Genomic DNA, 22717 nt, shown 5'->3' with positions numbered 1-22717 from the left:
CCGTTTGACTACTCTCTACATACGGCACCCGGCCCGCGCCGAAGGCGAGGGCGCCCTGTGCCGGTTCGCGCTGGTGTCCGAAGGCGGCACCATCGACAACCAGGGCGAAGGCCCGCTGCGCAACCTGGGCGACGTGGTCGCGGCCAGCCGCCGCGTGGTGCTGGTGCTGGCCGGCGCCGACGTCAACCTGCTGACGGTCCAGGCCCCGCCGCTGACCGGGGCGCGCCTGCGCGCGGCCCTGCCGGCCCTGGTCGAGGAACACATCCTGGGCGACCCGCTCGACTGCGTGCTGGTGGCCGGTCCCCAGCTCGCCGACGGCCGCCGTCCGGTGGCCGTGGTCCAGCGCGACTGGCTCGAGCCCATCGTGCGCACCGTGCTGGGCCAGGGCGCGCGCGCCGTGGCCGCCATGCCGGCCCAGCTCTGCCTGCCCCTGCAGCCGGGCAGCGTCAGCGCCGCCATCGGCAACGGCGAACTCATCATGCGCCAGAGCCAGTACGAAGGCCTGGGCCTGGCCCTGGACGCCAGCCCGGCCGCGGTGCTGCAGACGGCGCGCGCGCTGTCGGGCGACGCCCCGCTCAACCTCTACGTGCCGCACGAGCAGCTGGGCGAATACCAGGTCCTGCTGGCCGAGGCCGGTCCCGGCATCACCCTCGAGAGCGAGGGCTGGGCCCACTGGATCGCCGGCGCCAGGAGCTGCCCGATCGACCTGGTGCAGGGCCTGGGCGCGGCCGGCGTGGCCCAGCGCGACTGGAGCCGCTGGCGCTGGCCGATCCGCCTGGCCCTGCTGGCGGCGGTGGTCAACATCGTCGGCCTGAACATCGAATGGCTGCGCCTCAAGCGCGAGGCCGACGGCGTGCGCCAGCAGATCACCCAGGTGTTCCGCTCGGTCTATCCGAACCAGCCGGCGATCGACCCGGTGGCCCAGATGCGCCAGAACATCGCGCGCGCCAAGGCCGGCAGCGGCCAGGTCGCCCCCGACGAGTTCCACTGGATCGCCGCCGCCGTCGGCGAAGCCATCCGCGCACTCGGGCGCCAGCCCGGCATCGCCTCGATGGAATTCCGCGAGCGCGCACTCACCGTGCGGGTCAAGCCCGACACCATCGATCCTTCCGTGACCGGCCAGCTCAAGACGGCGCTGGCGGCGCGCAACCTGAGCCTGGAGGAAACGGCGCCCGCCACCTGGGTGATCCGCAGCACAGGAGCCACCCCATGAACCTCGCAACCCGCATCGGAGCGCTGCGCGAACGCGCGCTCGCCTACTGGATCGCGCGCACCGACCAGGAGCGCCGCATGCTCACCATCGGCGCCGTCGTGGTCGGCCTGGCCCTGGTCTACAGCATCTTCATCGATCCCGCGCTGAGCGGCCGCGAGCAGCTGCGCCGTTCCCTGCCACAGCTGCGCCAGCAGGCCGCGCAGATGCAGGCCCTGGCTGCCGAGGCCCAGGCCGTGGCCGCGACCCCGGCGCCGAGCGTGACGCCGATGACGCGCGAAGGGCTCACGGCCAGCCTGGCCAGCCGCGGCCTCACCGCCGCTTCGCTCACCATGACCGGCGAATATGCCAAGATGGAATTCAAGGGCGTGTCCTTCGCCAACCTGATGGCCTGGCTCGACGCCCAGCGCCGCGAGAACCGGGTGCTGGTGCAGGACGCGGCCTTCAGCGCCCAGACCGCCCTCGGCCAGGTCGACGCCACGCTCACGCTGCGCCAGGGCAGCGCGCCCCCCCAATGAGGCGCGCGCTGCTGTGGGGCGGGGCGGTGCTGCTGGCGGTGCTGCTGACCGTCCTGGCCTTCCTGCCCGCCGCCTGGCTCGGCCCCATGGTCGAACGCCAGACCGGCGGCCGTTTGACTCTGGGGGATGCGCAGGGTACGCTGTGGAACGGCTCGGCCTTTATCGGCGGGGCGCCGGGCGCGGGTGGAGCGGTCACGCCGCTGCTGCCTGGACGTTTCGCATGGAAACTTTCGCCCCTGGTGATGTTCGGCCAGGTCAGCATGGAACTGGAGAACCCGCAAGCACTGGCGCAGCCGGTGCGCATCGAAGGCTCGTGGTCGCAGTGGCAGGTCAGCGCCGGCGAACTGCTGCTGCCGGCCGAAGGCCTGGCGGGCCTCGGAGCGCCGCTCAACACACTGGCCCTGAGCGGCGTCATCAAGCTCACCTGGAATACCCTCGACCTGCTGCGCCAGCCGCAGAGCGTCGCGGTGCAGGGCCGCACGGTGCTGTCCATGACCGACATGGGCTCGCGCCTGTCTCCGGTCAAACCGCTCGGCAGCTACGAGATGCTGATGGACTGGCGCGGGCCGCAGGCCGATTTGAGCCTGCGCACCGTTCGCGGCGCGCTGCTGCTGTCGGGTTCGGGAATGCTGCAAAATGGACGTCTGCGCTTTTCCGGGCAGGCAACGGCCGCCGAAGGCTACGAAGATACGCTGGGTAACATGTTGAACCTGCTGGGCCAGCGACGCATGGTGAACGGCAAAAACGTAATCGCACTCGAGTTCAGATAATGAAGAAAAATTTCCGTACCACCTACGAGATTCCGGCGCTGCGCCGCCTCGCCGCCGGCGCCATGCTGTGCTGCTTCGCCGCCACCTCGGTCGCGCCGCTGCCGGTGCTGGCCCAGGAGCAGGCCAATGCCGCCGCGCTGAGCTTCGTGAATGCCGACATCGAATCGGTGATCAAGGCGATCGGCCACTACACCGGCATGACCTTCATCATCGACCCGCGCGTCAAGGGCACGCTCACCCTGCAGTCGGAAAAGTCGCTCAGCAAGGCCGAAGCCTTCCGCCTGCTGACCTCGGCGCTGCGCCTGCAGGGTTTCGCCGTGGTCACCAGCGGCGACGGCTACGCCAAGGTCGTGCCCGAGGCCGAAGCCAAGCTGCAGTCCTCGCCCACCCAGGTGGGCGGCACGCGCGCCAGCCGCGCCACCGGCGACCAGATCGCGACCCAGGTGTTCTACCTGTCCTATGAGTCGGCGGCCAACCTCACGGCCGTGCTGCGTCCGCTGATTTCGCCCAACAACTCGATCATGGCCAACCCGGGCAACAACACCCTGGTCATTACCGACTATGCCGACAACCTGCGCCGCCTGGCCAAGATCATCGCCGCCCTCGACGCCCCGGTGGCGGCCGACCTCGACGTGATCCCGATCCGCAACGGCATCGCCAGCGACGTGGCCCAGCTCGTCACCCGGCTGATGGAACCCGCGGCCGGCGGCGATTCCGGCCGCGTGACCGTGCTGCCCGACCCGCGCACCAATTCGGTCATCGTGCGCGCCCCCTCGCCGGCGCGCGCCAACCTGGCCAAGAACCTGATCGCCCGCCTCGACCAGCCCACCACCACCCAGGGCAATATCCACGTGGTCTACCTGAAGAACGCCGACGCCAGCCGCGTGGCCCAGACCCTGCGCGCCGTGGTCTCGCAGGACGCTTCGGCGGTGCCGGTACAGCAGCAGGGCACCTCGGGCGGCTCGATCCAGGCCGGCAGCCAAGGCGGCGCCTTCGGCGGCGGCGGACTCGGCGGCCAGCAGGGCCAGCAGAGCAGCGCCGGCATGGCCGGCACCGGCAATACCTTCGGCCAGCAGAGCCAGCTCACCGCGGGCGGGGCCGGCGGCGGCGCGGGTTCCGGCTTCATCCAGGCCGACGCCTCGACCAACAGCCTGATCATCACCGCGCCGGACGCGGTCTACCGCAACCTGCGCGCCGTCATCGACCAGCTCGACGTGCGCCGCTCCCAGGTCTACATCGAAGCCCTGGTGGTCGAAGTGACCTCCAACAAGGCCTCGGAATTCGGCGTGCAGTGGATCGGCGCCTCGGGCGACAGCGACAGCAAGTACCGCATCGGCGGCGTGCAGAGCTTCTCCGGCGGCAGCCCCGGCAACAGCATCGTCAACCTGGCGGCGGCGGCGCGCAACGGCTTCTCGGGCACCTCGGTGCCGACCGTGCCGGGCGGCCTGACGCTCGGCATCTTCCGCCAGGTGGGCGGCGAGCTCGGCCTGGGCGCGGTGGCGCGCGCCCTTGAAAACGACGGCAACGCCAACATCTTGTCGACACCGAACATGATCACGCTGGACAACGAACTGGCGACGATCAAGGTCGGCCAGAACGTTCCCATCATCACGGGTTCGTACGCCACCAACACCACCACCGGCGGCGGCAATCCCTTCCAGACCGTCGACCGCCGTGACGTCGGCCTGCTGCTCAAGGTGCGCCCGCAGATCTCGGAAGGCGGCACGATCAAGATGGCGATCTACCACGAAAACTCGAGCGTCGATCCGTCCACCCGCAACGCGGCCTCGGGCCTGACCACCAACGTGCGCGCCATCGAGAGCAATGTGCTGGCCGACGACGGCCAGATCATCGTGCTCGGCGGCCTGATCGAGGACACCGAGGGCGATGGCGAAGAGAAAGTGCGCGGCCTGGGCGACATCCCGGTGATCGGCAACCTGTTCAAGTACCGCACCCGCAGCCGCGTCAAGACCAACCTGATGGTCTTCCTGCGTCCGGTGGTGGTGCGCAGCAAGGAAGCCTCGAATTCGCTGGCGATGGACCGTTACGAATACATGCGCGCGGCGGGCGCCACCGGCCAGCCGGAGTCGACCCCGCTGGTGCGCGATCTCGGCGCCCCCGTGCTGCCACCCTTGACCCAGGGCCAGCCGCCCTCGGGCGGCAACATGGCCACGGTGCCGCCTGCCGGCCTCAACCAGCCGCCGCGTCCGGTCAATGGCGAAGGCCAGCCCGGCGCCGGCCAGCCGGCCAGCCAGGGCCCGGCGCCAGGCCCGGGCGCGGCGTCGCAGTTCCGCCCGGTGCAGCCCCAGAACCAGAAGTGAGTTCATCATGAACAACCTGTTGCCTTACGCCTTTGCACGCGACCACGGCGTGCTGGCGCGCGGCGGCGACGAACCCGGCCATCCGGTGGAAGTGCTGGTCTCCGGCGCCACCTCGCCGGCCGCCATCGCCGAGGTCTCGCGCCGCTTCGGGCGCATCACCCTGCGCCGCCTCGAGCGCGGCGAGCTGGACGACGCGATCGCCAGCGCCTATGCGGGCGCCGGCGGCGACGCTTCCCAGGTCGCCGACGAGTTCGACGCCGACCTCGACCTGACCAAGCTGCTGCAGGACGTGCCGGCCATCGAAGATCTGCTCGAATCCTCCGACGACGCTCCGGTGATCCGCATGATCAACGCGCTGCTGACCCAGTCGCTGCGCGAGGGCGCGTCCGACATCCACATCGAGCCCTTCGAGCAGACCTCGGTGGTGCGCTTTCGCATCGACGGCGCGCTGCGTGACATCGTGCGCCCCAAGAAGGCCATCCACGCTTCCCTGATCTCGCGCATCAAGATCATGTCCCAGCTCGACATCGCCGAGAAGCGCCTGCCCCAGGACGGCCGCATCACCCTGCGGGTGGGCGGCAAGCCGGTCGACGTGCGCGTCTCGACCCTGCCCACCGGCCACGGCGAGCGCGCCGTGCTGCGTCTGCTGGACAAGGAAGCCGGCCGGCTCGACCTCAGCCACCTGGGCATGGCGCCGGACATGCTGCCCCAGTTCGACCGCCTGATCAACCAGCCGCACGGCATCGTGCTGGTCACCGGCCCGACCGGCTCGGGCAAGACCACCACCCTGTACGCGGCGCTGTCGCGCCTGAACGCCTCGACCACCAACATCATGACGGTGGAAGACCCGATCGAGTACGACCTGAACGGCATCGGCCAGACCCAGGTCAACGCCCGCATCGACATGACCTTCGCCAAGGCCCTGCGCGCCATCCTGCGCCAGGACCCGGACGTGATCATGATCGGCGAGATCCGCGACCTCGAAACCGCCCAGATCGCGGTGCAGGCCTCACTCACCGGCCACCTGGTGCTGGCGACCCTGCACACCAACGACGCCGCCTCGGCCGTGACCCGCCTGCTGGACATGGGGATCGAACCCTTCCTGCTGTCGTCCTCCCTGCTGGGCGTGATGGCCCAGCGCCTGGTGCGCAAGCTCTGCCCGCACTGCAAGACCCAGGACCTGAATCACGGCTGGCAGGCGGTCGGCTGCGAGCGCTGCGGCCACACCGGCTACCACGGCCGGGTCGGCGTCTACGAGCTGCTCGAGACCACCGAGGAAATCCGCGCCCAGATCCACAACCAGGTGTCGGAAGCCGAGATCCGCGACACCGCGCTCAAGGGCGGCATGAAGACCATGCGCGACGATGGCGAGCGCTGGGTCGCCGACGGCACCACCACCCGCGCCGAGCTGCTGCGCGTGGTGAAGGACTAAGCGATGCCGGCCTTCCGTTACGAGGCGGTCGACGCCGGCGGCTCGACCCGCAAGGGCGTGGTCAACGCCGACAGCCCGCGCGCCGCGCGCGCCGACCTGCGCACCCAGGGCCTGACGCCGCTCACCGTGGAGGCGATCGCGGCCCAGGTCGACGAATCCGGCGCGGCCCGTTCGCGCGGCTTCGGCGAGCGCCTGTCCCAGGTTGAGCTGGCCCTGTTCACGCGCCAGCTGGCCAGCCTGCTGGAAGCCGGGCTGCCGCTGGAGCAGGCCTTCACCGCCCTGCTGGAGCAGGCCGAGCGGCCCTATATGCGCGACCTGATCGCCTCGATCCGCGCCGAGGTCATGGGCGGCGCCTCGTTCTCGGCGGCGCTGTCGCGCCACCCGCGCGACTTCGCCGAGATCTACCGCGGCCTGGTTGCCTCTGGCGAGCAGATCGGCCAGCTCGCGCGCGTGCTGTCGCGCCTGGCGGACTACATCGAGCGCCGCAACGCCCTGGTGCAGAAGGTGCGCCTGGCCTTCACCTATCCGGCCATCGTCACCGTGGTCGCGTTCGCGATCGTGATCTTCCTGCTCACCTACGTGGTGCCGCAGATCGTCTCTGTGTTCGCCAATACCAAGCAGAAGCTGCCTTTCCTGACGGTGATGATGCTGGCGATCTCGGACTTCGTGCGCGCCTACGGCATCTACGTCGCCATCCTGCTGGTCGGCGCCTTCTGGCTGTGGCGGCGCGCGCTGCGCAACCCGGAGCTCAAGCGGCGCTGGCATACCTGGCTGCTGAACGCGCCCATCTACGGCAAGTTCGAGCGCAGCCTGAACACCGCGCGCTTCGCCAGCACCCTGGCGATCACCACTGGCTCCGGCGTGCCCATCCTGCGCGCCCTCGACACCAGCCGCGACACCCTGTCCAACGTCGCCATGCGCGAGCTGGTCGAGCAGGCCACCGCCAGCGTGCGCGAGGGCGTGAGCCTGGCGCGCGCGCTCTCGGTGCAGAAGCACTTCCCGCCGATGCTGGTGCACATGATCCGCGCCGGCGAAGTCACCGGCGAGCTGCCGGCCATGCTGGAGCGCGCCGCCAACTCCCAGCAGGCCGACCTGGAGCGCCGCACCCTGACCATCGCCGGCCTGCTCGAACCCGTGCTGATCCTGGCCATGGGCCTGGTCGTGCTGCTGATCGTGCTGGCGGTGCTGATGCCGATCATTGAAATCAACCAGCTGGTACGCTGAAGACCACAAGACCATGAACAAGCGTTTGCCTCTCCTCCTCACCCTGTTCGCCCTGATCCTGCTGGCGGCCTCGATCGCCTACTGGATCTTGCAGCTGTACAAGCCGGAGCAGCGTCCGCTGGCGGCGGCCCCGATCGCCAGCCAGGCCGAGCCCAGCCCGGACGCGGCCGCCACCCTGTTCGGCGGCCAGCCCTCGGTGGCGGCGATTTCCAACTTCCAGCTGACCGGCGTCGTCGCCGCCGGCCCCAACAGCGCGGTGATCATCGTGGCCGACGGCGCGCCACCGGTGGCGGTGCGGGTGGGGCGCGAGATCGCGCCGGGCGTGGTGGTGCAGGAAGTGCACCCGAAATACGTGATGCTGTCCGATGGGGGGGTGATGAAGCGGGTCGAGCTCGCGCTCGACACCCGCAGCAACGGCGGCGCCCCCGGCGCGCCGCCCGCGCCGCCTGTGGCGGGCCCGGTGGGCATGGCGCCGCCTCCGGGCGTCGAGCCCCAGACCTCGCCGGGCGTGGTGAGCGCGCCGCCGACCATGCAGAGCATGCCGCCGGCGGGCGGTGGCCCGCGCGGGACGCCCACCACGCCGGAGAACGCCCAGCCGGCCAACGATCCCCAGGACGACCAGCAGTTCGACCCCAACAATCAGAACAATCCGAACAACCCGGATAACCCGAATAATCCGGCCAATCCGACCAACGCGAACAATATGGGCGGCAACCCGAACATGCCGCCGCCCCCGAACCAGCTGCAGATGCCGCCGCCGACCCGCTCGGTCAACAGCCCGGTCGGCGCGAATCCGGTGGCGCAGTAAGCCGGTCCGGGGCGGCGTTCAGCGCCTGAGGGCGGTGAAGGCCGCCAACTCCCAGGAGCGCAAGCCCACCAGCAGAGTGAAGCCTTCGCGCTCCTCGGGCGGCAAACGGCGGTCGTTGCGGTGCAGGCGCGCCAGCTCGGCGGCCAGCTGGCCGATGCGCCCATTCACTTCCTGGGCGCTGGCGCTGGACAGCCGCGCCGGCAGGCACATCAGGGTCTCGCCCGGCCCATTGAACCCCCCCGAAAAATAATCCGCGACCACGTGTTCGCGGAAGAAGCGCTGCACCGGGCCGTCCGGCAGCCAGCGGAAGGCGTTGGACACGCGCAGGGTGTAGCGGTTGAGGGGTTTCAGTTCGATCAGGCCCAGGCGGTCGAGTTCGGCCAGCAGCTTGATGCATTCCGGTTCGGTGAGGCGGTAGGTTTCGAGGATCTGCTCGATGCTCCAGTGGCCGAGGCAGCAGATCGCCACCAGCAGCAGGCGCGGGTTCGCCACCAGCGAGGTTTCCTGGGGCAGGGTAAGGGCTTCGAGCTGGGGCCGGTTCTCGAGCGCGCCGCGCAGCACGTCTTCCATGGCGATGCCGCTGACCTGACAGATTTGGGCCAGGCGCGACAAGGCCATGTCCTTCTGTCCGAACATGCGCTTGACGCTCGATTCGCTGACCTCGATCCGCTCGGCCAGCATCTTGTAGGTGATGCCGGCGGCGCGCAGTTGGGCGCGCAGGACGTCGAGGAGGAGGTCGGGTGAGCTCATGGCGGATCCGGGAGTGGGTGACGGAGAAACTCTACCGGCCTTGGGCGTGGGGGACAAGCGCGGATTGATATGCATGGGGTGGGCGGCTCGGTGCGCAAAGAAGGCGGGCTGCGAGAATAGGTGGGCTATGCAAAAAGCAGGGCGCGCAAAGCCCGACGCGAAAAGCCAGACGCGCAAAAGCCGGCGCGCAAAAAAAGGCGGGCGCCGAAGCGCCCGCAAGGGGAAATGATCTGTGGAGGTGTTCCCAGCGCCGTTAGCCTCCAGACCGTCATCCCGGCGCAGGCCGGGATCCAAGTTCGTCGAAAGCCGCTAACGTTTCGTGCTAACGGTCCGCCAGCAAACTTGGGTTCCGGCCTTCGCCGGAACGACGGTTTTACGGTTGACTAATAGGCTTTGCGATGGGGGTAACTCGTAGAGTGAATCACCGGGACAGAATTGATTACTCGTGATTACTCGTCCTCATCCGCCACCAGCTTGGCCTTCTTTAGCTCCCGCTTGGCCGCCTGCCTTTCACTCGACAGGGGCTTGGCGTGCGGCCCGGCGCTCCTAGCCTTGGCCAGGGCCGCGATCGGATTGCGGGGCTTACCGAAATTCTGCGAGGGTTCGACCCGCAAGCGCATCTTCTGCCTTGTCGCCAATGCCTTGTTCGCCATGCGGGTCTCCTTTCCTAATTACAGTTCGTAGCGCGACTGGTCCTAACAGTGTGTAGCGCGACAGGTCCTTACAGCTCGTAGCGCGACAGGTCCTTACAGCATGTAACGCAACAGGCCCTTACAGCACGTAGCGCAACAGGTCCTTACAGCACGTAGCGCGATAGGTCCATACAGCACGTAGCGCGACAGGTCCTTACAGCACGTAACGCGACAGGTCCTCGTTCACCGCCAGCTTGTCGAGCCGGTCGTTGACGTAGGCGGCATCGATGCGCACCAGCTGGTCAAGCTGGGCGCCGGCCGCGAACGAGATCTCTTCCAGCAGCTTCTCCATCACCGTGTACAGGCGGCGCGCGCCGATGTTCTCGGTGCGCTCGTTGACCGAAAAGGCGATCTCGGCCAGGCGGTGGATGCCCTCGTCGGTGAATTCGACCTTCACCCCTTCGGTCGCCAGCAGCGCCTCGTACTGCTTGGTCAGGCTGGCGTCGGTCGAGGTCAGGATGCTCTTGAAGTCCTCGATCGACAGCGATTCCAGCTCGACCCGGATCGGGAAGCGCCCCTGCAGCTCGGGAATCAGGTCCGAAGGCTTGGACAGGTGGAAGGCGCCCGAAGCGATGAACAGGATGTGGTCGGTACGGATCATCCCGTACTTGGTGTTCACCGTCGTGCCCTCGACCAGCGGCAGCAGGTCGCGCTGCACGCCGGCGCGCGACACGTCGGCGCCGCCGTGCTCGGAACGGGTGGCGATCTTGTCGATCTCGTCCAGGAAGACGATGCCGTTCTGCTCGACGTTGGCGATCGCCTTCTGCTTGAGCTCGTCCTCGTTGACCAGCTTGGCCGCTTCCTCCTCGACCAGCAGCTTCATCGCGTCCTTGATCTTCATCTTGCGCGGCTTCTTGCGCGCATTGCCGACGCCGGCGAACATGGACTTGATCTGCTCGGTCATTTCTTCCATGCCCGGCGGGGCCATGATTTCCATCTGCGGCATGGCGTCGGCGACTTCGATCTCGATCTCGCGATCGTCGAGCGAGCCTTCGCGCAGGCGCTTGCGGAAGGTCTGGCGGGTGGCGTCGCCTTCCTTGCTCTCGCCGTTGTTCACGTTGAAGCCGAAGTCGCGCGCCGGCGGCACCAGGATGTCGATGATGCGGTCCTCGGCCGCGTCCTCGGCGCGCTGGCGCACCTTCTTCTGCTCGCTGGCGCGGGTCTGCTTGACGCCGATGTCGATCAGGTCGCGGATGATGGTGTCGACGTCGCGGCCGACGTAGCCGACCTCGGTGAACTTGGTCGCCTCGATCTTGATGAAGGGCGCGTCGGCCAGCTTGGCCAGGCGGCGCGCGATCTCGGTCTTGCCGACCCCGGTCGGGCCGATCATCAGGATGTTCTTGGGGGTGATCTCGTGGCGCAGCGGCTCCGGCACCTGCTGGCGGCGCCAGCGGTTGCGCAGCGCGATCGCGACCGCGCGCTTGGCCTTGCCCTGGCCGACCACATGCTTGTCCAGTTCGGAGACGATTTCGGGTGGGGTCATGTTCATGATGGCGGCCATCTTCAATCCAGGGTTTCGATAATGTGGGACAGGTTGGTGTAGATGCACAGCTCGCCGGCGATGGTCAGGGCCTTCTTGACCACTTCCGCCGGGGGCAGGTCGGTGTTCTCGTACAAGGCCTTGGCGGCCGATTGGGCGTAGACGCCGCCCGAGCCGATCGCGCCGATGCCGTCTTCCGGCTCGAGCACGTCGCCATTGCCGGTGATGATCAGGGTCGATTCCTTGTCGGCCACCAGCAGCATGGCTTCCAGGCGGCGCAGCACGCGGTCGGTGCGCCAGTCCTTGGCCAGTTCGACCGAGGCGCGCAGCAGGTTGCCCTGGTGCTTTTCCAGCTTCGCTTCAAAGCGGTCCAGCAGAGTGAAGGCGTCGGCGGTGCCGCCGGCGAAGCCGCACAGGACCTTGCCCTGGTAGAGCTTGCGCACCTTGCGCGCCGAGCCCTTCATGACGACGTTGCCGAGCGTGACCTGGCCATCGCCACCGAGCGCGACCTGGTTGCCGCGCCTCACACTGACGATGGTAGTGCCGTGAAATTGTTCCATTGTTGACCTCGTGGTTGTCTAGCAAGCCGCAGGTGGGGGCCCGGCACGGAATTGCAAGATGAGCTCAATGGTAATTGCGATCCGCGGAAAGCGGAGCGAACTGTCCAGATTGCCAGGCAGTCCACGTTCCGTGGACAGCGGCGCTGTTCCGGACAAGATTAGTAGCGGTGGGGAAACAGTTTGAGCGGTTCGCCGGCGCCGAGCAGGCGCAGCAGGGCGGCCACGAGGTGGTTCAGTTCGCGCACTTCCACCTGCTTGCCTGCTCCGCAATGCGCATGCAGCCGGCCGAGCAGGGCGGTGGCGCAGGCGTAATCCATGCGCGCCAGGCGCGAGCAGTCCAGCACCAGGATCTCGCGCTCGCCCGCGTAGGCGTCGATCGCATCGAGCAGCCTGCCGGTGTCGCCCGCCGCCAGCGCCGGCAACATGAAGCGGTCGCCGCCCGCCGGCGCCGGCGCGGCGGTCGAGACCCGCTGCGGCGCCTCGAAAGAGGGCGGCGAGACCTCGAAGGTGACGCAATAGTCCATCGCGGTTTCTTCAAAGTCCTTTTCGCGCCCGCTCAGGAGCAGCAGTTCGAGCAGCAGCAGCCAGGGCGCTTCGCCGGACTCGCGCTCGCCGACCGCGATCCGGGCGCGCAGCACGGCCATGAGTCCGTCGGCGCCGGCCAGCACCAGTTCGCGCCCGCCCTTGCGCAGGGCTTGTAGACCGGCCAGCAGGCCCGCGCAGCCTTCGCGCTCGGCCTCGCGCACCGCGCCCAGGTCCAGGCGCAGCACCGGCGCCGGGCTGTCCAGCAGGCGCTGCAGGCTGGCGCCGACGCCGGCGTCGAGCACCGGACCGAGGCGCTCGGCGGCAGCCAGCGCCGGCGCGGTCTCGGCGAGCGCGGGCGCCAGCGGTTTCCAGGCCGGCGGCGAGGTCTCGAAATGGCTGGCGTAGTCGATCGCGATGCTCTCGAAGTCCTGTTCGCGGCCGGTGGCCTGGTAGAGGTCGAACAGCATCCACCAGGGCAGGCGTTCATGCCGGCCGAAGTCGCCCAGGCTCTCGCGCAGCAGGCTCTCGGCCAGCGGGGCCTGGCCGTTGGCGTAGAGGATGGCGCTCTCCTCGACCGCCGGGGCGCTGGCGGGCAGGGCGGCGGGCTCGGGCGAATCGTCGGGATCGGGTTCGGGCTGGACCTGCGTGGCCGGACGGCGCCCGCTGCCCCAGCTGGGCTCGTCGTTGAAGATGCTGTTGGCCATCTCCAGCTCGATCTCGTCGATCTTGGCGGCGGTGGCGCGCGCGATCTCGCGCTGGCGCGCACGTTCGGCCTCGCTGCCGAGGCGCGAAGGCTCGCCCGCGCGCATGCGGGTATCGGGCGCCGGGAGGGCGGCGCCCGTGTCGTCTTGCTTTCTCTTGAGGAAGGAGAAAAGGCCCATGCCCGCCATGCTCGCTAGTAGGTGTACCCGTCCGTGCGAAACGGTAGCACGGAGCGGCCCGCCATGTGCTGCGCACACACGGCCGGGGGCTAGTGTAGCCGATGGGAAATAAAAAGTATGCACGATTGCTAAGCCGTGCGCGCCTGCGCGAAGCGGGCCGTAAACGAAAAAAGCATGCGGCGAGCCGCATGCTTTTCGTGGAGTAGGGTGGATCAGTCGCCGTAGAGCTTTTGCTTGAGCTCGCGGCGTTGCTGGGCTTCCAGCGACAGGGTGGCGGTCGGACGGGCGATCAGGCGCGGGATGCCGATCGGTTCGCCGGTTTCCTCGCACCAGCCGTACTCGCCGTTCTCGATGGCCTGCAGCGATTGCTGCACCTTCTTGAGCAGCTTGCGCTCGCGGTCGCGGGTGCGCAGTTCCAGGGCGTGCTCTTCTTCGATCGTCGCTCGGTCGGCCGGATCCGGCACCAGCACGGTTTCGCGCAGGTGTTCGGTGGTCTCTCCGGCGTTCTTCAGCAGCTCTTTTTCGAGCTCTTGCAGGCGATTCTTGAAGAATGCCAGCTGTGCCGGATTCATGTAGTCGTCGTCGCTCATCGCCCGAATCTCTTCTTCCGTCAGGAGTCGTTCTTCGGGTTGGGCGGTATTCGGTTTCGTTGTTTTAGTCATGATGCCTTCGATACGACAGAGGTTTCATTTTATCAGCTTGCTCAGCCGTTACACCCGCTTGCGGCAATGGTGCGTGCGGAGCAGCTGCCTTGACGGCGTCAGGGCGCCGTCCCTTCTATCCGGGGTCCCGAAAAACTGTCGAGGCAGCTCTCAGGCAGGCCCGGGCATACCAGTAAAACTGATGTAGTTTATACCAAACATTGTTCCAAACCGCGGATAAATACGTCTTTTGGTAAATTTTTGCCAATAAAAACCATTTTGCTCGACGGTGTCTCGTTTTCGCCCCATTTCGGGCCGACGTCGCTGCCCATGATCTGGTGCACGCCCTGGAACACGACCTTGCGGTCCACGCCCTGCATGTGCAGCACACCCTTGTAGCGCAACATCTGGGGCCCGAATACCTGGACCAGGCTGCCCAGGAATTGTTCCAGGCGTTCCGGATCGAAGGCGCGCTCGTTCTTGAACACGAAGGCGGCGATGTCGTCGGTGTGGTGGCTGTGATGGTGGTCGTGGTTGCAATGCTCGCCGTGGGCATGGTCGTGGCCGCAGTGCGCGTGATCGTGGTCGTGATCGTGATCATGGCCTTCCTCCAGGCGCAGGAAGTCGGGGTCCAGCTCTAGCTTGTCGTTCAGGTTGAAGCCGCGCAGGTCGAGCACCTCGGCGATCGGGGCGCGGCCGAAGTCGCTGGTCGAGATCGGTGCGCGCGGGTTCATGCGCTGCAGGCGCGCCTTGAGCGTCTCGACCGCGGCGGCGTCGACCAGGTCGGTCTTGGACAGCAGGATCTTGTCGGCGAAACCGACCTGGCGCTGGGCTTCCTCGTGCTGGTCGAGCTGGGCCATCGCATGGCGCGCGTCGACCACGGTCACCACCGCGTCCAGCATGTAGCTGGCGCCCACTTCCTCGTCGACGAAGAAGGTCTGGGCCACCGGACCGGGGTTGGCCAGGCCGGTGGTCTCGATCACCACGCGATCGAAGGCGATCTCGCCGGCGGCGCGGCGGCGCGCCAGGGTGTTCAAGGCTTCGACCAGGTCGCCGCGCACGGTGCAGCAGATGCAGCCGTTGTTCATTTCCACGATCTGTTCGGTCGTGTCGCGCACCAGGATCTCGTTGTCGATGCTCTCCTGGCCGAATTCGTTCTCGATGACGGCGATGCGCATGCCGTGCTCTTCCTGCAGGATGCGGTTGAGCAGGGTGGTCTTGCCCGCGCCGAGAAAGCCGGTGAGGATAGTGCTGGGAATCAGTTCCATGGTTCGCTACTCTTCTTCAGTTGGGTCCGTGGTGGAACACGAGAATCGGGGGATTATGCCGGAATTCTTGCTGCACCACCATGAACAGTGCCGCGTCTTGATGCGGCTCATGCCTCACGGCTTATTTCGATTTCGCGCGCGGGTGCGCGCGGTCGTACACGGCCGCCAGGTGTTGGAAATCCAGTGCAGTATAGACCTGTGTCGAAGTAATGCTGGCATGGCCAAGCAATTCCTGCACCGCGCGCAGGTCGCCCGAGGATTGCAGCAGGTGCGAGGCGAAGGAATGGCGCAGCATGTGCGGGTGCACGTGCATGGGCATGCCGGCGCGCAGCGCGTGGTCCTTGAGGCGGGCCTGCACCACGCGCGGGCTGATGCGGGTGGCGCGCGCCGACAGGAACAGGGCGGCGCTGCCGTCGCGGCTGGGCGGGCGCACCGCCAGCCAGGCGTCCAGGGCCTCGCGCGCCGGACCGCCCACCGGCACCCTGCGCATCTTGCCGCCCTTGCCGGTGACCACCACTTCGCCCGCCGCGCGGTCGAACCAGCCGAGCGAGGCCGGCGTCCCCTTGCCGGCATCCTGGTAGGCCAGGTCCAGGCCGGCCAGTTCCGAGACCCGCAGGCCGCTCGAGTAGAGCAGCTCGAACATGGCGCGGTTGCACAGCTCCGCGGGTTCCGGGTGGCCGTGGGTATTGGCTTCCATCAGTTGCACGGCGTGGTCGACCGGCAGGGCCTTGGGCAGGGTCTTGGGACGCTTGGGGGCGCGCACGCCCTCGACCGGGTTGGCCGGCAGGGCGGTCTGGCGCGACAGCCAGGCGTAGAAGCCGCGCCAGCCCGAGAGCTTGCGCGCGATCGAGCGCGCCGACTGGCCGCCGGCGTGCAGCCGGGCGGCGAAGCGGCGGATGTCGAAGTGGGTCAGGCGCGCCCAGTCGTGGTGGCCGGCCAGTTGGGCCAGCTCGGCCAGGTCGCGCCGGTAGGCGCCGACCGTGTGCGGCGAGAGCTGGCGCTGGGTGGCCAGTTCGCCCAGGTAGCGCGCGGCCCAGTCGCTGGCATCCGGCGGGCTGGCGGGCGCGCTCATCGGCGGGAGACTCAGGTGCGCAGCGGCGCCAGCGCGGTGCTGGCGGTGGCGGCGATGTGGACCAGGAAATCGGTGCCCATCACGGTGGTGAAGCGGTCCGGATCGGGCGAGCCCAGCACCAGCAGGCCGAAGCTCTGGCCGTGCTTGCCCAGCGGCAGCATCACGGTCGAGCGCACCGCGGCCGGCTCGTCCAGCCAGCGCACCGCCTCGAAGTCGTTGTTCGGGCCGCAATAGGGCGCGCGCAGGCTGTTGGCGAAGATGCGGGCATCCTCGCTCACACCCTGGGCGAACCATTCGCCGGCGTGCTCCGGGGCCAGGTTCCACAGGCGCAGGCTGACCTGGGGCACCGAGAAGTGCTCGCGCAGGCCCTCGGCCAGGTCGCGCGCCATGGCGGCCCCGCCCTCGGAGACCAGCAGCGCCTGGGTCCAGGCGTGGAAACGGTTGGCGATGGCGGCGTTCTCTTCGGCGCGGCGAGTCAGTTCCGCCAGGCGCAGTTCGAGCACGCGGTACTTGTCGCGCATGACCTCCATCTGGCGCTCCTGCAGCGAGACCGCGCGGCCGGTCAGGGGGCTGGACAGCTTGACCTCGCCCAGCAGGCCGGCATGTTCCTCGAAGAACTGCGGATGGTCGATCAGGTATTGCGCGACGGCGGCGGCGTCCAGTGTTGCGGTGGTCATGAAGAATGTGAAGGTGAGTAAGTCTGGCCGTCATTTTACCCGAGCGGGCCAGGCCATCGTGCAATAAAAAAAGACGCCCGCAGGCGTCTTTCCGTGGCGCGCGGCCGGATCAGAAGCGGTGGCGGATGCCGATCTGCAGTGCGCGGCCGTCCTCGCCCGGGCCCTTGGTGAAGCCGCCCGGATTGCCGGCGGTGCCGGGCGCGTACTGGGCTTCGTTCTTGTTCTTGATGTTGGCCACGACGGTGTAGATGTCGGTGCGCTTGGACAGGAAGTGGTCGTAGCCCAGCGCCACCAGGTTGGCGTCGCTGTTCGAGGCGGTGCGGTCGTTCTGGTGGGCGTAGGAGGCCATGATGCGGCCCGGACCCACGTTGTAGTGCAGGCCGACCTGGTAGCTGTTGGCGTCCTGCTGGGTGTTGGCCGCGATCGCGCGCGCGAAGATGCCGCGCAGCGCCGCCTGCTGGGCCGCCGGGATGCCTTGCGCGGTCAGCGCCGGCGCCACCGCCTGGTCCCAGCCGCCGAGGTAGTCGGGGATCAGGGCCGAGTTGGTGTTGCGCTGGCTGTGGAAGCCGGCGAAGAACTTCCAGGCGTTGAAGGTGTAGGAGCCGCCCACGGTGGTGGTGCGCAGGCTCGGACGGTCTTCGCGGTCGTAGCCGTGGTTGTAGCCCACGCCCACGTCGAAGCCGTTGGCCTTGTAGGTGATCGCGCCGGCGCGGAACTTGTTGTAGCGGCCGGCGTAGCCCGAACCCTTGGCGCCGTACATGATCGAGCCGCCCAGGCCGTTCGGCAGGGCGATGCGGTACTGGATCGCTTCCTGGGAGCGGATGTCGGCGCCCAGGGCGGTGAAGCCGGCGGTGCCGCCGGTGACGTGGCCCCAGGTGCCGGCGGTGCCCGATTCGAAGGCGTCGGCCATGTTGAACACTTCATAGCCCGGGGTGTACATGCGGCCCAGCAGCACGGCGCCGATCGGGGTGATCACGCCGACCATCGCGGTGCGGTCGAACAGGGCGCGTTCCTGGTTGACGGCCGGAGCGCCCGGCGGCTGGATCGCGGCCTGCAGGCGGTCGCGGATCGCCTGCGGGATCTGCTGCATGCCGCGCAGCAGGTAGCGGCCCGGATTGTCGTTCATCAGGGTCGGCTGCTGGGTGCCGGTGTCGAGTTCGACGCGCGCTTCGAGATTGAAGATTGCCTTGTAGCCGTTACCGAGGTCCTCGGTGCCCTTGAAGCCGATGCGCGAGCCGTCGGCGCCGCCGCTGTAGATCTTGGTCGGGCCGCCTTTCTGCCACATCACGCCGGCGTCGGCGATGCCGTAGATCTGGACGCTGGACTGGGCCAGGGCGGAAGTTGCAAAAGCGGTGCCGAGCAGGGCGGCGATGAGGCTTTTCTTCATTGGGTCTCCATGTTCTTTTCTTGTGGGATGAGTTGCTCTAACTCACCATGCCAATATGCCATCGCTGGCGCGCACTGTACAGAACGCTCGTGCGGAAATCATCCGACTGACATGCCTCGTTGTGAAAAGGCGACAAGAATGAGGTAAACAGCAAAGGGCGGACATGGTTTCCCATGTCCGCCCTTTGTTCAGGCGCTGCGGGCCGAGGCCCGCGCTGTCCTTAGAACGAGTGGTTCACGCCCACGTCGTAGTGGTTCACGGTCGACGGGTTGGTGGTCAGACCCTTCTTGCGCGATGCGTCCACGTACAGGTAGGTGCGCTTCGACAGGCTGTACTCGTAGCCCAGCGACAGCTGCTTGACCTTCTGCAGGCCGTCCTGGTCCTTCTGGCCGTAGCCGGCCAGGACCTTGCCCGGGCCCATGGTGTAGTTTGCGCCCAGCACCCAGGACTTGGTGTCCGGGTTGATCGCACGGGTGTGCTCCTGGTCCTGCTTGGTGTAGGTACCCATCAGCTTCAGCGCCGGGGTGGCGTTGAACGAGGCGCCGACCGACCAGACCTTCGATTCGATCGCGTTGCGCTCGTAGCCGGCCATGAAGGCCGCCGGGCCGTTGTTGTAGGTCGCGGTGACCGAGAACGGGTTGGCCGAAGCTTCAGCGCCCACCGGGTACTGCGGAGCAGCCGCGGTGCCGCGGCCGATCACGGCGGCGCCGCCGTTGTTTTCCTTGGTGGCGATCGCGGTGTTCAGCTGGAAGCCGCTGACGACCGGCGAGTTGTACCAGACGGCGTTCGACCAGCGGTTGTTCGAGTAGCCGTTCGGATCCAGCGGCTGCGAGCTGTAGCCTGCAACGCTCAGGTCGGTGTAGAAGCCGCCCGGGGTCGGGATCGCGTGGAAGGGCTCGAAGGCGCCGATGGTTTCGTGGAACGGGGTCAGGCCGCGACCGATGCGGATCATACCGAAGTCGCCCTGCAGGCCGACGCGGCTCTGGCCCTGGAACAGCGGACGCTGGGCGCCGTTGCCGCCGACTTCGACGGTGCCGGTGTCCGGCTCGTAGCGGACTTCCAGTTGGAACAGTGCCTTCAGGCCGTTGCCCAGGTCTTCAGTGCCCTTGAAGCCCAGGGTATTGGCGGAGCGCTTGCCGATGTTCAGGGTCTGGCCCGAACGCTTGATGATGCCAGCGTCGAGGGTGCCGTAGATCTGTACCGAGGTTTGCGCGTGGGCCGCACCGGCGAAAGCGCCGATCAGTGCGACGGCCATGAGGGATTTCTTCATTATTCGTATTCCTATATCAAGTGAAACACAGTCATCCTGAGCATTGAGACCGGATTTGCTGAACACTCGGATGGGTGCACCTTAATTGTTTCCAGCGTCAAGATTGACTGATTGGTCAATTATGACTCTGGCAGTTGGTGGAAAGCCAATAAATCCAATCGTGCTGTTGTATTTTTGAAACGCGTGTCACATTACGTGTAACAAATTTGCACCTAAATTGGCCGCTTTGCCGTGTTTTCTCCATGAAGCTGCACCTTGAACGAGCTCATCAAGCTGAGCGGCGCGACTCGCCGATCCATTTTGGCGCAGGCTGCGAACCTGTCGCCCGGATGTCATAGATACGGTCGCGGCCGCCAATTGGATGTTTGCGACCGCGCAAACCGGCAAGAACTTGAAACGAATCCGCCCCGGCGCAGGCTTACACTTCGCCCAAATCGCGCACCCGGCGACGCGCTTTGTCAATACCTTGTATATTGGCAACTTTGCGCCGGGGAGACGTGGCGCGCATCCTCATCGTTTCGCCATTCGCCACTGCGCTTTCGCCGACCCGACTTACCAATCAAGACACACACCATGGCTAACCGCGAAGAACTGGCGATCATCCGCAATGCCCGCGCCGGCCAGGCTGCCGCCCAGCTCGAGCTGGGCAAGCTCTACCTGTTCGGCAGCGCCGGGCTGCCGCAAAGCCTGCCGACCGCGCTGCACTGGCTGGAGCGGGCCGCGCGGCAGGAATGCGCTCCGGCCTGGCAACTCATCGGTAACCATATTCCCTTCGAGATGGCGCAGCGCGGCGGGTCCGGGCTCCTGCCCTGGTACGAGCGCGCCTACGACGACGGGAGCGTGCATGCCGGCCTGGTCTTCGCCCAGCTGGTGCTGGAGGCGGGGCTGGAAGCGCCGGACGAGAGCCGCGCCAAGGCCATGCGCGCCCTGGAAGACGCCGCCCGCGCCGGCTTCCCCCACGCGCAATGGATGCTGGCCCAGCGCCAGGGCGCGGGCGCCGCCCCGGCCGCGAGCGCCGGCGCCCCGGCGCCGGGCCCGGTGCGCGCCGCCCCCGCCGCTGCCGGCCATCCGGCCGGCGGTCCCGGTCTCGGCATTGGTACCGGGACCGGTACCGGGACCGGTACCGTTACTGACGCCAGCCCGTCCAGCTGGCTGCGCCGCGCCGCCGACAACGGGGTGGCGGCCGCCCAGTACGCCGTGCTGGAACAGTCCTGGCAGGCCGGCCAGGCCGCCGACTACCTGACGCGCGCCTTGCCGCTGGCGCGCGAGCTGGTGCGGCTGCGCGCCGAACAGGGCGAAATGCGCCGTTTCGCCCCCGACGAGATCGCGCTGCTGTCGCGCTGCGCCCGGCTGCTGGACGGCGCCAGCCCGGCCGCCGCCCGCGAGCCCGGCGAACCCGACTGCTTCTGGGAGCTGGCCGCGGCCGAGCACGACCGCCACGCCCAGCTGGCCATGGGCCTGCGCTGCGCGCGCATGCAGGTCGACGGCCGGCGCGTGGCAGGCAAGGGGCCGTCCGGGCGCGGCGCCGCCAATTTCAAGAAGGCCATCCGCTGGCTGACCCTGGCCGGCGAGCAGGGGCTGGCCGAGGCCTGGTATGCGCTGTCGCGCATCTACATCAAGCCCGAATTCTCCCAGCGCAACGTGGCCGACGCCCAGCGCTACCTGGAGCGGGCCGCCGAGATGGGCTACCGCGAAGCCCAGCTCGAATGTGGGCACAATGCCTGGCGCGCGCGCCGCGAGAACGAGAGCAACGATGTGCGCGCCGTCTACTGGCTGCAGAAGGCGGCGGCCCAGGGCTCGCTCGAAGCCGGCGCGCTGCTGGCGCGCATCGCCCCGCGCCCGTCCGCGCCCATGTATACAGAGACCGGGGCCCTGCTGGCGGTGCGGCCCGACCTGCACAAGATCCAGCCACTGCTGGCCACGCGCCTGGAGCTGGCCGCCATGTTCAGCCTCACCCGGGCCGAAGCCCTCCTGCTCGACGTCAAGGCGGCCGACCAGGGGCATTGCCTGGTGATCGATATCCGCGCCAGCTACGGGCGCAGCAAGCGCCGCCTGGTGCTGGTGGGAAACGCCGAGGAACGCCAGGCCCTGGACCGCATCGCCCAGGTCTTCGCGCACGTCGATTGCGGCCCGTCCGGGCCGGAAGGAAATTACCGCCAGCGCCTGTACCGCCTGCGCACCCTGCTGGGGGCGGCGGCGCGCCACACGGAAGAAGAGGGACCGGACGAGGATATCGGGCTGGCGGCCTAGCTGTGAAGTCGCAAGAGCTTGTGTCGGCTGGTTGAGAGCCTGGACATCGGCTTATCCGCTGATCCGGCTTGCGCCAGGCCCGCGACCCCGACACTGCCGGGAAGGACGCTCAGGCGCTGGCTGCCTGCTTCAGATCTCGATCTCGCCTTCGAACACGGTCACCGCCGGTCCGCTCAGGAACACCGGCTGGCCCGGACCTTCCCAGGCGATGCTGAGTTCGCCCCCGCGCGCCGACACCCGCACCGGCGAATCGAGCAGCCCGCGCCGGATCCCGGCCACCACCGCCGCGCAGGCGCCGGTGCCGCAGGCCAGGGTCTCGCCCGCGCCGCGCTCGAACACGCGCAGGCGGATGTGCCCGCGGTCGACCACCTGCATGTAGCCGGCGTTGACCCGCTTCGGGAAGCGCGCATGGTGCTCGATCAGCGGCCCGGTCTCCAGCACCGGGGCGCTGTCGACCTCGTCCACCACCTGCACCGCATGCGGGTTGCCCATCGAGACCACCGACACCCACACGGTGCTGCCGGCCACGTCCAGCGGCCACAGGGTGTCCTCGCCCTCTGTCCGGCCTTCCAGGCCGTGGCTGTCGAAGGGCACCTCGACCGGCGCCAGGCGCGGCGCGCCCATGTCCACCGTGATGCTGCCGTCTTCCTCGACGCAGGGGCTGATCACGCCCGACATGGTCTGGACCCGGATCCGGCGCTCGCTCGTCAAGCCCTTGTCGCGCACGAAACGCACGAAGGCGCGCGAGCCGTTGCCGCACTGCTCCACCTCGCCGCCGTCGTAGTTGAAGATGCGGTAGCGGAAGTCCACGCCCGGCTCGGTCGGACGCTCCACCACCAGGATCTGGTCGGCGCCCACCCCGAAGCGGCGGTCGGCCAGGCGGCGCCACTGCTCGGTCGTGAAGGACACGTCCTGGTTGATCGCGTCGATCACGACGAAGTCGTTGCCGGCGCCATGCATCTTGGTGAATTTCAGTTTCAT

General features: G+C 67.9%; 20 protein-coding genes. 8 read left to right on the top strand and 12 right to left on the bottom strand.

Going from position 1 to position 22717, the window contains the following annotated elements:
* The first annotated feature begins 4 nt into the window (after positions 1-4).
* Genes gspL through B0920_RS22530 form a run of 7 tightly spaced genes read left to right on the top strand, consistent with a single transcriptional unit; the run spans position 5 to position 8283 of the window.
* Positions 5-1213 (top strand): type II secretion system protein GspL, encoded by a 1209-nt coding sequence (gspL, locus tag B0920_RS22560; protein WP_078034921.1) that lies wholly within the window; start codon positions 5-7, stop codon positions 1211-1213.
* Positions 1210-1728 (top strand): type II secretion system protein GspM, encoded by a 519-nt coding sequence (gene gspM, locus B0920_RS22555; RefSeq protein ID WP_078034920.1) that lies wholly within the window; start codon positions 1210-1212, stop codon positions 1726-1728. The genes gspL and gspM overlap by 4 nt, the downstream gene beginning before the upstream one ends.
* Entirely contained in the window at positions 1725-2498 is a 774-nt protein-coding gene (gspN, locus tag B0920_RS22550) for a type II secretion system protein N (RefSeq protein WP_078034919.1), read from the top strand. Before gspM ends, gspN begins: the two co-directional genes overlap by 4 nt.
* Positions 2498-4819, top strand: a complete 2322-nt coding sequence (gene gspD / locus B0920_RS22545) for a type II secretion system secretin GspD (RefSeq protein ID WP_078034918.1) — start codon at positions 2498-2500, stop codon at positions 4817-4819. The genes gspN and gspD overlap by 1 nt, the downstream gene beginning before the upstream one ends.
* Positions 4820-4826: 7 nt before the next feature.
* Complete coding sequence (gspE, locus tag B0920_RS22540) at positions 4827-6251, top strand: type II secretion system ATPase GspE (protein ID WP_078034917.1); 1425 nt, start codon at positions 4827-4829, stop codon at positions 6249-6251.
* A 3-nt stretch (positions 6252-6254) separates the two neighbouring features.
* Positions 6255-7475 carry a type II secretion system inner membrane protein GspF gene (gene gspF / locus B0920_RS22535; protein ID WP_078034916.1) on the top strand — a complete coding sequence of 407 codons (1221 nt, stop codon included), beginning with the start codon at positions 6255-6257 and terminating at the stop codon, positions 7473-7475.
* A 13-nt stretch (positions 7476-7488) separates the two neighbouring features.
* A complete protein-coding gene (locus tag B0920_RS22530; protein ID WP_078034915.1) occupies positions 7489-8283 on the top strand; it encodes a hypothetical protein in 795 nt (264 codons plus the stop codon).
* Positions 8284-8301: 18 nt separating this feature from the next.
* On the opposite strand, the gene B0920_RS22525 is transcribed toward B0920_RS22530, so the two are convergent.
* The 11 genes from B0920_RS22525 to B0920_RS22475 form a co-directional block, all read right to left on the bottom strand.
* Entirely contained in the window at positions 8302-9033 is a 732-nt protein-coding gene (locus B0920_RS22525) for a helix-turn-helix transcriptional regulator (RefSeq protein WP_078034914.1), read from the bottom strand.
* A gap of 449 nt (positions 9034-9482) precedes the next feature.
* Positions 9483-9686, bottom strand: coding sequence for a hypothetical protein (locus B0920_RS22520; protein WP_078034913.1), 204 nt, complete (start codon positions 9684-9686; stop codon positions 9483-9485).
* Positions 9687-9879: 193 nt separating this feature from the next.
* Positions 9880-11214 (bottom strand): ATP-dependent protease ATPase subunit HslU, encoded by a 1335-nt coding sequence (gene hslU / locus B0920_RS22515; protein WP_078034952.1) that lies wholly within the window; start codon positions 11212-11214, stop codon positions 9880-9882.
* A gap of 14 nt (positions 11215-11228) precedes the next feature.
* The gene (hslV, locus tag B0920_RS22510) at positions 11229-11765 is read right to left on the bottom strand and encodes an ATP-dependent protease subunit HslV (protein WP_078034912.1); all 537 of its coding nucleotides are present in this window, start codon (positions 11763-11765) and stop codon (positions 11229-11231) included.
* 158 nt (positions 11766-11923) lie between these two features.
* Entirely contained in the window at positions 11924-13171 is a 1248-nt protein-coding gene (locus tag B0920_RS22505) for an STAS domain-containing protein (RefSeq protein ID WP_078034911.1), read from the bottom strand.
* Between the two features lie 212 nt (positions 13172-13383).
* Complete coding sequence (gene dksA / locus B0920_RS22500) at positions 13384-13833, bottom strand: RNA polymerase-binding protein DksA (protein ID WP_078034910.1); 450 nt, start codon at positions 13831-13833, stop codon at positions 13384-13386.
* A gap of 188 nt (positions 13834-14021) precedes the next feature.
* The gene (locus B0920_RS22495; protein ID WP_078034909.1) at positions 14022-15080 is read right to left on the bottom strand and encodes a GTP-binding protein; all 1059 of its coding nucleotides are present in this window, start codon (positions 15078-15080) and stop codon (positions 14022-14024) included.
* Positions 15081-15201: 121 nt separating this feature from the next.
* Positions 15202-16152, bottom strand: coding sequence for a tyrosine recombinase XerC (gene xerC / locus B0920_RS22490; RefSeq protein ID WP_078034908.1), 951 nt, complete (start codon positions 16150-16152; stop codon positions 15202-15204).
* Positions 16153-16163: 11 nt separating this feature from the next.
* Positions 16164-16829 (bottom strand): DUF484 family protein, encoded by a 666-nt coding sequence (locus tag B0920_RS22485; protein ID WP_078034907.1) that lies wholly within the window; start codon positions 16827-16829, stop codon positions 16164-16166.
* A 109-nt stretch (positions 16830-16938) separates the two neighbouring features.
* Positions 16939-18216, bottom strand: coding sequence for a porin (locus tag B0920_RS22480; protein WP_078034906.1), 1278 nt, complete (start codon positions 18214-18216; stop codon positions 16939-16941).
* A gap of 220 nt (positions 18217-18436) precedes the next feature.
* Positions 18437-19486: a porin gene (locus tag B0920_RS22475; protein ID WP_078034905.1), complete on the bottom strand. Its 1050-nt coding sequence runs from the start codon at positions 19484-19486 to the stop codon at positions 18437-18439.
* Positions 19487-20059: 573 nt separating this feature from the next.
* Between B0920_RS22475 and B0920_RS22470 the strand changes: the two genes are divergently transcribed.
* Entirely contained in the window at positions 20060-21736 is a 1677-nt protein-coding gene (locus B0920_RS22470) for an SEL1-like repeat protein (protein ID WP_078034904.1), read from the top strand.
* A gap of 129 nt (positions 21737-21865) precedes the next feature.
* On the opposite strand, the gene dapF is transcribed toward B0920_RS22470, so the two are convergent.
* A complete protein-coding gene (dapF, locus tag B0920_RS22465; RefSeq protein WP_078034903.1) occupies positions 21866-22717 on the bottom strand; it encodes a diaminopimelate epimerase in 852 nt (283 codons plus the stop codon).

This window comes from Massilia sp. KIM (assembly GCF_002007115.1).
Lineage (GTDB): Bacteria > Pseudomonadota > Gammaproteobacteria > Burkholderiales > Burkholderiaceae_D > Telluria.
The sequence above is the reverse complement of the archived record's forward strand: the minus strand, read 5'-3'. Positions and strand labels throughout refer to the sequence as shown.